Here is an 8,223-nt window from a genome sequence, read left to right as displayed (position 1 = left end):
AATTCAAAAGACAAGCATTTATTTCTTACTCTTGATGATTTTGAAGATTGGCTTAGATTTCATTTTGTAGATAATAGTAAAAATAACAAAACAAATTTTTATAAAAAATTAGGATATAGCGATAGTAAGAATTTTAAATCATCTACTAACGATTTATATTCTCAAATATTAAATAAAGGTGGATGTATAGAAAATGCTGAAAAGTATTTTTGCAATATCGCTGTTTTTTGCAATGATCAGTGTGAGATTGATAAAAATTCACTAAATAATCTAACTCAAAGTAATCTATATTATTTTAGAAAATTACTAGAACAATATAATGGTATTTAAAATAATATTATAAAAACTCTGCTTCTTTTTTTATATTGTGATTATATACAGATTAATCAATAATATCTAAAATTGGTTTTTTAGCTAAAACAATTTAAATATTTATGAGTAAGTTTGTTTTGTCTTATTTTTGCAATTTTGGTTTAATTTATATAATTGATCTTCTTCAAATCCATCATTTATTCCTGCTTCGGCAAACTCTAACTGTTCTTTGTGAAATTCTTCATCATCTTTAAAAGCCTCAAAACTTTTTATCCATAATGCTTTTCTCTGCTTTATATATTCTTCGTTTTTAAACATATCTATCCTTTTGTTTTATTATTTAATTTTGCTTATTTTAATTTTTCTAAGATAATTTCAAAAGTATTTTCGCTTGCACCCATTAAAAATCCTAAGCTAATAATATAAAGAATATATCAAAAATAGACTTTATAACTTATAAATAATTTTTTTTGTAAACATATTATTTAAACTATTCTTAGTAGAAATTTGTAGATTTCGCAAATATCAAAAATATCAACAAAACAACTATGGATATAATACAAAGTTGATAAAAGCTAGATCTTTGAAATATTATAATTAAAAAATAATATTGTATTTTTAAAGTTGATTGGATAATATATTAATTTAATAATTTATATAACAAAAAAAGGAAATAAAATAGGACAATATATTGTATTAGCCTTTGCAATAGCAGTTGCCATATTTGTGACATTTTATGACTTTGATAAAGATAAAAAAACCGATAATAATAAAAAATAATTGATTTTGATATTTTATTATTAGAAGCATGTTTATATCTTTTAGCTTTTATTTTTTATTGCAAAATAACAATATAAATAAAAATTTAAAAAGCATTATTTATAAAAATACCTGCAAAAGTAATCTTAAGATTCATGGAATCTATTGGCGTAGGATTATTTGTAAATAGTCTTTATGGTTTGTAAATGAGCGATAGTTGCACTATCATCGATCTTTCTTTAAAAGAAAATAAGAGAGAATGGGTGGTTATAATATAGCTATTTTCATCGGTGCTATCACTCTTATTTTTGGCACATTGGTTTTAGTAGCTCATTATTTTAACGATAAATACACTAACGAAAGTAAAAGCTAATCTTTAGGTTTTAGCTTAACACGCTCTATAAGTTGGGAGTAATAAAACAGAAATAAAATATTATCTTGGTGTTGCAACTAAATATAGTCTAGATTCTTTCTTGCGTCAAGTATTTTTTGTTCCTCATAGGGCAAAAGTTACAAAAAATGGTAAAGATGTGTGGGTTGAAAAAATAGAACCTTTAGTGGGCAGAGATGGCTTTTTAGCTATTGTTCATAAAAGCGGAAAATTTGGTGGTATTCGTTCTTATAGCGAGATTAAAAACTATCCAAAATTAGTGAATAATCAATAGCAATACGCTCAAGATTTGGTTGCAATTTGTGAAGTTTATAGAACTGTTGGCGATAAACCTTTTATAGTTGAAGTTGCATATAGTGAATATGCGCAAAAAACATTGAAAATGCCTACAATCTAGTATAAAACAGCTTAATATAAGTTAAATACAAAAGCTTGATATATAAAATAAATAACCTATCACAAATTGTGTTATAATGACAAAGGATTGAATATGCAAGGAAATATTATGGCTCAGGAAAAAGAGTATATACTTAATGAAAGTTTTAAAGCTTTATTAGAAAGTATTTTTTCTAATCCTGAGCAATCACAAAAATTAATTAAAGCTTTTGAAGAAGTTGTTAATGATAGAGCGACTACCCAAAGATTGAATTTTGAAAATCTTAAAAATCAAGCTATAGAAGAAATAAGACAAGAGCTTGTAAGTAAAGATTTATTTCAATCAGAGATTAAAAGATTGGAAAGTTTAATTTATTCTGAAGTTGCAAGACTAGAAGGAATTATTAACACCAAAATAGCTGAAATTAAAGCTGAAATAGCTGAAATTAAAACTGAATTCTCAGAACAAATTTCTAGCGCTAAGCAAAAAGTACTTTATTGGCTTTTAGGTACTGCAGTAGCAACTACAGTAACTATACTTTCAAGCGTTTGGATTATGATGAATTTTATACTAGAAAGCTTAAAATAAAAATTATTTAAAGTTTTTACTATATCTTGTTGATATATATTTTATAGTTAGGATAACATAGTTATCCTATGAATTTAAGTAATGTTTTTCATATAATCATAAATTAAAGCTGTTCGACTAATAATAAAATTCTCAAAATCATCATTACATAAATATTAAACCATATCTTTTGTTATAAAATGTGTTTCTAAATCTTTAAAAAATTGTTCTTGTTGATTATCTTGTATTTTTTTATTTAGCAACTCTTTTATATATGTGCTTGGATTTTTATTATTGATTTTATTAGTGCTATATTTGCTATATTATCATTAGATGAGATAAAATTTTTAGATATCTCTTTTCCTATATTAGAATTTATAGGAAAAATATGATGTTCTTCTAAAAATTCACTAAACTTCTTAAAAACCGTTTGCCTTATCACTCTTGATCTTCTGGCTTAAAACCTATTATTTTTGCCATTATACCCCTATAGCTTTCAAAACTATTCATTGCTTGCATATTGCTAACTCTAAGAAGTCTAACTTTGTGATCTTGTTTGTAAAAAACTTTAAAAACACAACCACTTTCTTTGTGTTTTACCATATCATCTAAACCACATTTTTCTATAAACTCATAATCTTTAGCAAAAACTTCATTTTCTACATCAAATAAATCTTGAGAATAGCCATTAGGATTAGCTGGATCATAAGTATAAGAACTTACTACACATTCTCTCATAGCTTTTTGTATTTCTTCTTGGGATAGTTTTTCCATTTTACTTCCTTTTTTCTTTCTATTATGATATAAATAATTTAATGTATAGTTGAGAAATTTATTTTTTAAATTTCTTATATATTTCTCTTCGATGTCCTATTTCGAATATAAAAATAAACAATTCATTATCATTAATTTCAGCAAGCATTCTATAATTACCCACTCTAAATCTATAAATACCTTTTAAATTACCCTTAAGTTCTTTTGCTAATTTTTTTGGATTATCTGATTCTATTAAATTTTTAATAATCCAGCTCTTAATAATTCTTGCTACTTGCTGATCAAGTTTTTCAATTGATTTTTTGGCACTACTTGAGAATTTTATCTCATACATTTTTAAATACTTCTTCAAAGCTATAAATATTATCTTTTTTAGCTTCTTTGAGTGAAATTAAAATTTTATTTTCATCTAAATTTAACTCATCTTCTATTTTTTCTAAAATAGTATCTCTTATAAATTTTGATAGTTGTAAATTATTAATTGCTAGATATTCTTTTAGTAAAATATCTTCTTGATCGCTAATTCTTAACGATATTGTTCTCATGATTTTACCTTTGTATTATTTGTAATACATTATAACACATTTTATAATCATCACAAAATAATATTTTATCTTAGTGCTTTTAATCTTCACATTGAAACAATAAAATAAGTATAAGAAATTAATTTAAATTGATTAAAATACAATATAATTATATTATATGATTTTGAGAAAGGAATTTCATGACTCTTATTATTGAAAATGTCAGTGAAGATTTTTTGCCTGCATTTAAAGGTTTAGCTAAAAGTATAAATGCTAAATGTAAAATTTCTAAACCTAAACTAAGTAGTTTTGAAAATAAGATATTAAATGCAAGCAAAGAGCTTAGTAAGAAAAAAAAGATAACACTGCATTAAGCTTTAATTCACATCAAGATTTTGTGAAAGCTTATCAAGATGGCAAAATATAAAATTTATTATCATAATGATTTTATAAAAGCCTATAAAAAAATAAGCAACGAAGAGCGTAAAATAACAGATAAAGTTATTATAAAGCTTTCTAACGATGAAATTTTAGAACCAAAATATAAAGATCATCAATCAAAAGGTGCATTAAAAGATTTTAGAGAGTGTCATGTAAAGTCTAATTTATTATTGATTTATCAAAAACATGATGAAGAACTAGAGTTAAATATTTTAAAACTAGACAGTCATAGTAAATTATTTAAAAATTACTGAAAAGAATAATATCAAAATAACTCACAAAGAATTAAAAATACAATCTTAATCTATACTCTCTAAAGCTAATAAAAATAACAGCTTTTATCTTACAAAAAATATTTTTTATCTTACCAATATTAATTTTAAAATTAAAATTAACAAATTAAATTATAAAAACAGAATAAATACTAATATATCAATATTTAATGCTTATAAAAAAGACTTTATAAAGGACTTTTTGGGGATATATAAAGCACCTTTATGGGCGAAATAAAGCACTTTTTTGGTAGATTTTAAGCAAAAAATAATAAAAAAAGAAAAAATGGACTTTATAAAGGACATTTAGGGGATATATAAAGGACTTTTATGTGTAAAAAATACGCTTAAAAAGCACTTAAAATAAACTTTATAAAGGACAAAAATGTAAAATATAAAAAACCCCTGCAAAATACTACAAAATAGGCATTTAAAAGCACTAAAAAACTTGATTTTTATTGTGAATTTTGGTATAATTTTAATATTAAATGTAAAGGAATTTAAATGTCAAATGAAATAAGATTAGAGAACATAAAAAGATTACAAAAAATTGCAAATGAGATTAATTTAATTTATCAGCAAATCAAAGATGAGAATGTATTAAAAACATTGCACGATGAGAATGCACAAAGATTTATTTTTGTTTCTCTAATTAAAATCAGTGAAAGCTTTAAAAAAATCAAAGAAAGTGCTGATGATGAAATCTTATCTTTATTTGACAAAAAAGATTTAAAAAGAATAAATGATACTAGAAATTTCGCAGCTCACGATAATGAGGAAATTAGATTAAGTGCTGTTGCTAATGTAATTAAGTATGATTTATTTAGAGTTAAAAGAAGTATAAATATATATATGGGAAAATTAGAAAATCAAAAACAAGAGGTTGAGATTATGGAAAATGTGGTAAGAAAAAAAGGTTTGAGTTTAAATGCAAAGATAATTACAGCATTATTAGTTGCTATTGTTTTAGCTTTGTCTTTGTTGTTGAGTATGGTAGATACAATGAATACCACAAATATAATAAAAGAAAAATTTGTAACATTCATAGATAGGTTATCATATTCTGAAATTGTTTTTTTGTCTATGATTGCTTTTATATCAATCGTTATTTGTTTAGTGCTTATCATGATTTTAGTAATGTCTAAAAATACTTCTTCGAGCGGTTATAAAGACTATGAATATAATCAAAATTTTGAAGAAAATGATACTGGCAACTCTTATCCAACCGACGCTCTTAATCCACTTAGCTTTACTCAAGGGCTTTATAAAGATTAAAAGTTAATTTTAAAAATATTCCATTTCTCGCCTTTAACCTTTTTTATTTATATTAGAACTAGAAACAACCTCTTTAATATCTTTAGCATTTGGCATATCAGTACTATTTTTCATATCTTTTGCTCTAGAATTAACCTGTTCTTGATTTAGATTATGATTTAGTAAAGTATTACCACTTACATTTGTAAATTCTTTATTTAAAGCATTAGGTTTTGCTATTGTGTTTTCTCCTACATTACTACCTGCTCCATATTGAGAAGCATAATTTGAAATTGAAGCAGGATCGTTTTTAATCATATCAGAAATTTGATTTCCTGCTTTTGCAAAGTAAGTGTTTTGCTCAGCAACACTAAGAGTATTAAAGTCTTTATTGTCTATTGTAGCTAAATCTCTAGCATAAGCATTTACAACATTATCCATATTATTTGAAGTAACTGCTTGAATAGCAGATTGAGTTTGACTGAAGCTATCTGCATATCCAACCATTTTAGCATAAGCAGTACTATCACTATTAGAAAGATTTTTACTCCATTCGCTACTTATATTATGATTTTCAGCTAAAGTTTTAACAGAAGCTTTTTCCATTGCTTCTTGATAAGCCGCTTTTTCAGTATCAGATAAAGTTATATTTTTTCCAAGTCCTATAGACACCTCACCTCTACTACCAACAGAAGCACCGTTTCCTGCTACTTTTAATCCATAACTAGCTTCAGCATAACCTAAAATTTTGGCTTGTGCTTGTGCAGTTAAATTATCCATTTTTGATATTTCCTGAGCTAAATTATTAGAGAATGATTTTCTAAACGATTCATTATCACTTTCCATAATAGATTTAGCTTCACTAAGTGCGCTATTTCTACCACTTTGACTGATTTGTCCATAAGTATCATTGAAATTCTGATTCCAAGTTTTAGCACTGCTTTCCCCTAAGGAATTAACCATATTTAATGCCCCAGCAGTTAGTTTAGCTCCATTTATCATACCATTAACATTAGTTCCAGTAAATGCAGAGTTAGAAATTTCAGAATTGTAACTATCGTTTCCTGAAGTACTTTGGGTATTATATTTGGTTATTTGTCCATCTGCATTATACGCCCCCAAATAAGAAGTTACACCAGCATGCTTAGCAATAACTTCTTCACCTAAAGGAGAAGCTATTTTGGTTTCAGTAGATAAAGCTTGCTGATTTGTAAAACTTCCTGCACTTCTTGAAGCACCTTGTAGGGTTTGTGATAAAGATGAAGCCACTGACACAAAGCCTTGCTCACTAGCTTTAGCTACTGCAAAAGCTAATAATGGAGTAAGCATTACAAGATAATTAATGAAATTGGTTTGCTCAGATATTTGTTTAAAGAAAGATAAACTATTACTCATAGAAAAGCTTAATGAGCCATCTAATAATACTTGAACACTTTTTGATAGATTTAAATCATTAAAATAATTAATAATACTTAATATAGGAGTCCATAAAACTATCCATATACATAAGGTAAAAAACATTTTTATATGTCTAAAATCACCAAACATAATAGAGAGTAAAGCCATAATCCATGATAAACCTATAATTAAAACTGTTAAATAAGCTTTAGCGAGTGGTAAATAAGTTTGAGCCATCATACCTTGAGTTAGCATACTTGACATGAAGTTTTGCTCAGCTACTGCTGTATTTGTAGCTACTGCATTTGGATCAAGTCCTACCATTTTTGCAGTATTAATTAAAGAATCTCTTGAAGCATTAATTAACATAGCTTGCATTAATTGAGATCTTGCTTGTGTAGCTTGTCCTGAGAAAATTTCCCAAACACCCTGCATTGAAGCTCTATAAGCATTTTCATCTTTACTACCTAAAATACGCGCATGGATAGTTTCTATTTTTGGAGCTAAAGAACCTAAATCTTGTTTAATCAAAGCACCTGCTTGAGTACAAGATCTAATATTACCTTTATCTTTTTCCCCAAAATATAAAGTTAATTGACTACCCTGCCCTATTTCAAATAAATCCTCATATAAATTATCACTATGTCTAAAATTAGTATCCATTCTACCTTTATTTAAGTCCATTCCATAAATAACACAGTTTCTAAAAAACAAATCAAGATTTTTTTGTGTTCTAGGGCTAAATTGACTTAATTCTAAATCTGGTAAATCCATAGTAGATCTTAAAGTAAAACCAAATCCAGCATTAGAAAAATTAGTAGATTGTGGAGTAGAATAAAATTTTTCCATAGCTTTAGTAATAGAATCTTCCATTCTTGACATGAAAGAAAAAGTCAAACCAATACCAAGTGGAACTTGAGAAACTATATAGTCTTTACCTGTTACATTATCATGTATCATATATCTATGCTGAGCGTCATTTGGCGCTCTTAAAAAGCATTACCAAATAATAACCATGATAAAAATCATTTTACCAAATTCAAATATAGGGCTAGTTCTTTCGTCCATTACTTTTTTAATAGCAAAAGTAAAAAAAAGCAATAGCCATAACAATCTTAACCATATAATCAGCACCACTTGTTATACCTTTTATGG

The 8,223-nt window shown here is 26.0% G+C and carries 10 protein-coding genes and 1 pseudogene; 6 read left to right on the top strand and 5 right to left on the bottom strand.

Annotation, left to right across the window (positions count from 1 at the left end; genetic code table 11):
• A partial coding sequence (locus tag CAMP5082_RS07955; RefSeq protein WP_337206404.1) for a hypothetical protein occupies nt 1-330 on the top strand: 330 nt, incomplete at its 5' end.
• Between the two features lie 102 nt (nt 331-432).
• Here the strand turns inward: CAMP5082_RS07955 and CAMP5082_RS07950 are convergent.
• Complete coding sequence (locus CAMP5082_RS07950; protein WP_134238564.1) at nt 433-630, bottom strand: hypothetical protein; 198 nt, start codon at nt 628-630, stop codon at nt 433-435.
• An 866-nt stretch (nt 631-1,496) separates the two neighbouring features.
• Here CAMP5082_RS07950 and CAMP5082_RS07945 point away from each other — a divergent pair.
• Complete coding sequence (locus tag CAMP5082_RS07945; RefSeq protein ID WP_337206405.1) at nt 1,497-1,736, top strand: recombinase RecT; 240 nt, start codon at nt 1,497-1,499, stop codon at nt 1,734-1,736.
• 216 nt (nt 1,737-1,952) lie between these two features.
• Nucleotides 1,953-2,426 carry a hypothetical protein gene (locus tag CAMP5082_RS07940; RefSeq protein ID WP_337206403.1) on the top strand — a complete coding sequence of 158 codons (474 nt, stop codon included), beginning with the start codon at nt 1,953-1,955 and terminating at the stop codon, nt 2,424-2,426.
• 417 nt (nt 2,427-2,843) lie between these two features.
• Here the strand turns inward: CAMP5082_RS07940 and CAMP5082_RS07935 are convergent, their stop codons facing one another.
• Genes CAMP5082_RS07935 through relB form a run of 3 tightly spaced genes read right to left on the bottom strand, consistent with a single transcriptional unit; the run spans nt 2,844 to nt 3,724 of the window.
• Entirely contained in the window at nt 2,844-3,179 is a 336-nt protein-coding gene (locus CAMP5082_RS07935; protein ID WP_039628369.1) for a hypothetical protein, read from the bottom strand.
• Nucleotides 3,180-3,237: 58 nt separating this feature from the next.
• Nucleotides 3,238-3,513, bottom strand: a complete 276-nt coding sequence (locus CAMP5082_RS07930; protein WP_263678613.1) for a type II toxin-antitoxin system RelE family toxin — start codon at nt 3,511-3,513, stop codon at nt 3,238-3,240.
• Nucleotides 3,506-3,724: a type II toxin-antitoxin system RelB family antitoxin gene (gene relB / locus CAMP5082_RS07925; protein ID WP_039628375.1), complete on the bottom strand. Its 219-nt coding sequence runs from the start codon at nt 3,722-3,724 to the stop codon at nt 3,506-3,508. Before relB ends, CAMP5082_RS07930 begins: the two co-directional genes overlap by 8 nt.
• 179 nt (nt 3,725-3,903) lie before the next feature.
• On the opposite strand from relB, the pseudogene CAMP5082_RS07920 reads away from it, so the two are divergent.
• From CAMP5082_RS07920 to CAMP5082_RS07910, 3 genes and pseudogenes are all read left to right on the top strand, one after another.
• A pseudogene (locus CAMP5082_RS07920) lies at nt 3,904-4,130 on the top strand (hypothetical protein).
• The gene (locus CAMP5082_RS07915; RefSeq protein WP_337206402.1) at nt 4,117-4,398 is read left to right on the top strand and encodes a type II toxin-antitoxin system YafQ family toxin; all 282 of its coding nucleotides are present in this window, start codon (nt 4,117-4,119) and stop codon (nt 4,396-4,398) included. Before CAMP5082_RS07920 ends, CAMP5082_RS07915 begins: the two are co-directional and overlap by 14 nt.
• 522 nt (nt 4,399-4,920) lie before the next feature.
• Complete coding sequence (locus tag CAMP5082_RS07910) at nt 4,921-5,691, top strand: hypothetical protein (RefSeq protein ID WP_337206401.1); 771 nt, start codon at nt 4,921-4,923, stop codon at nt 5,689-5,691.
• 33 nt (nt 5,692-5,724) lie between these two features.
• Here the strand turns inward: CAMP5082_RS07910 and CAMP5082_RS07905 are convergent, their stop codons facing one another.
• The gene (locus tag CAMP5082_RS07905; protein WP_337206400.1) at nt 5,725-8,028 is read right to left on the bottom strand and encodes a conjugal transfer protein TraG N-terminal domain-containing protein; all 2,304 of its coding nucleotides are present in this window, start codon (nt 8,026-8,028) and stop codon (nt 5,725-5,727) included.
• Nucleotides 8,029-8,223 lie beyond the last annotated feature (195 nt).

This window comes from Campylobacter sp. LMG 17559 (genome assembly GCF_024723605.1).
In the GTDB taxonomy this organism is placed as follows: Bacteria; Campylobacterota; Campylobacteria; order Campylobacterales; family Campylobacteraceae; genus Campylobacter_D.
The sequence above is the reverse complement of the archived record's forward strand: the minus strand, read 5'-3'. Positions and strand labels throughout refer to the sequence as shown.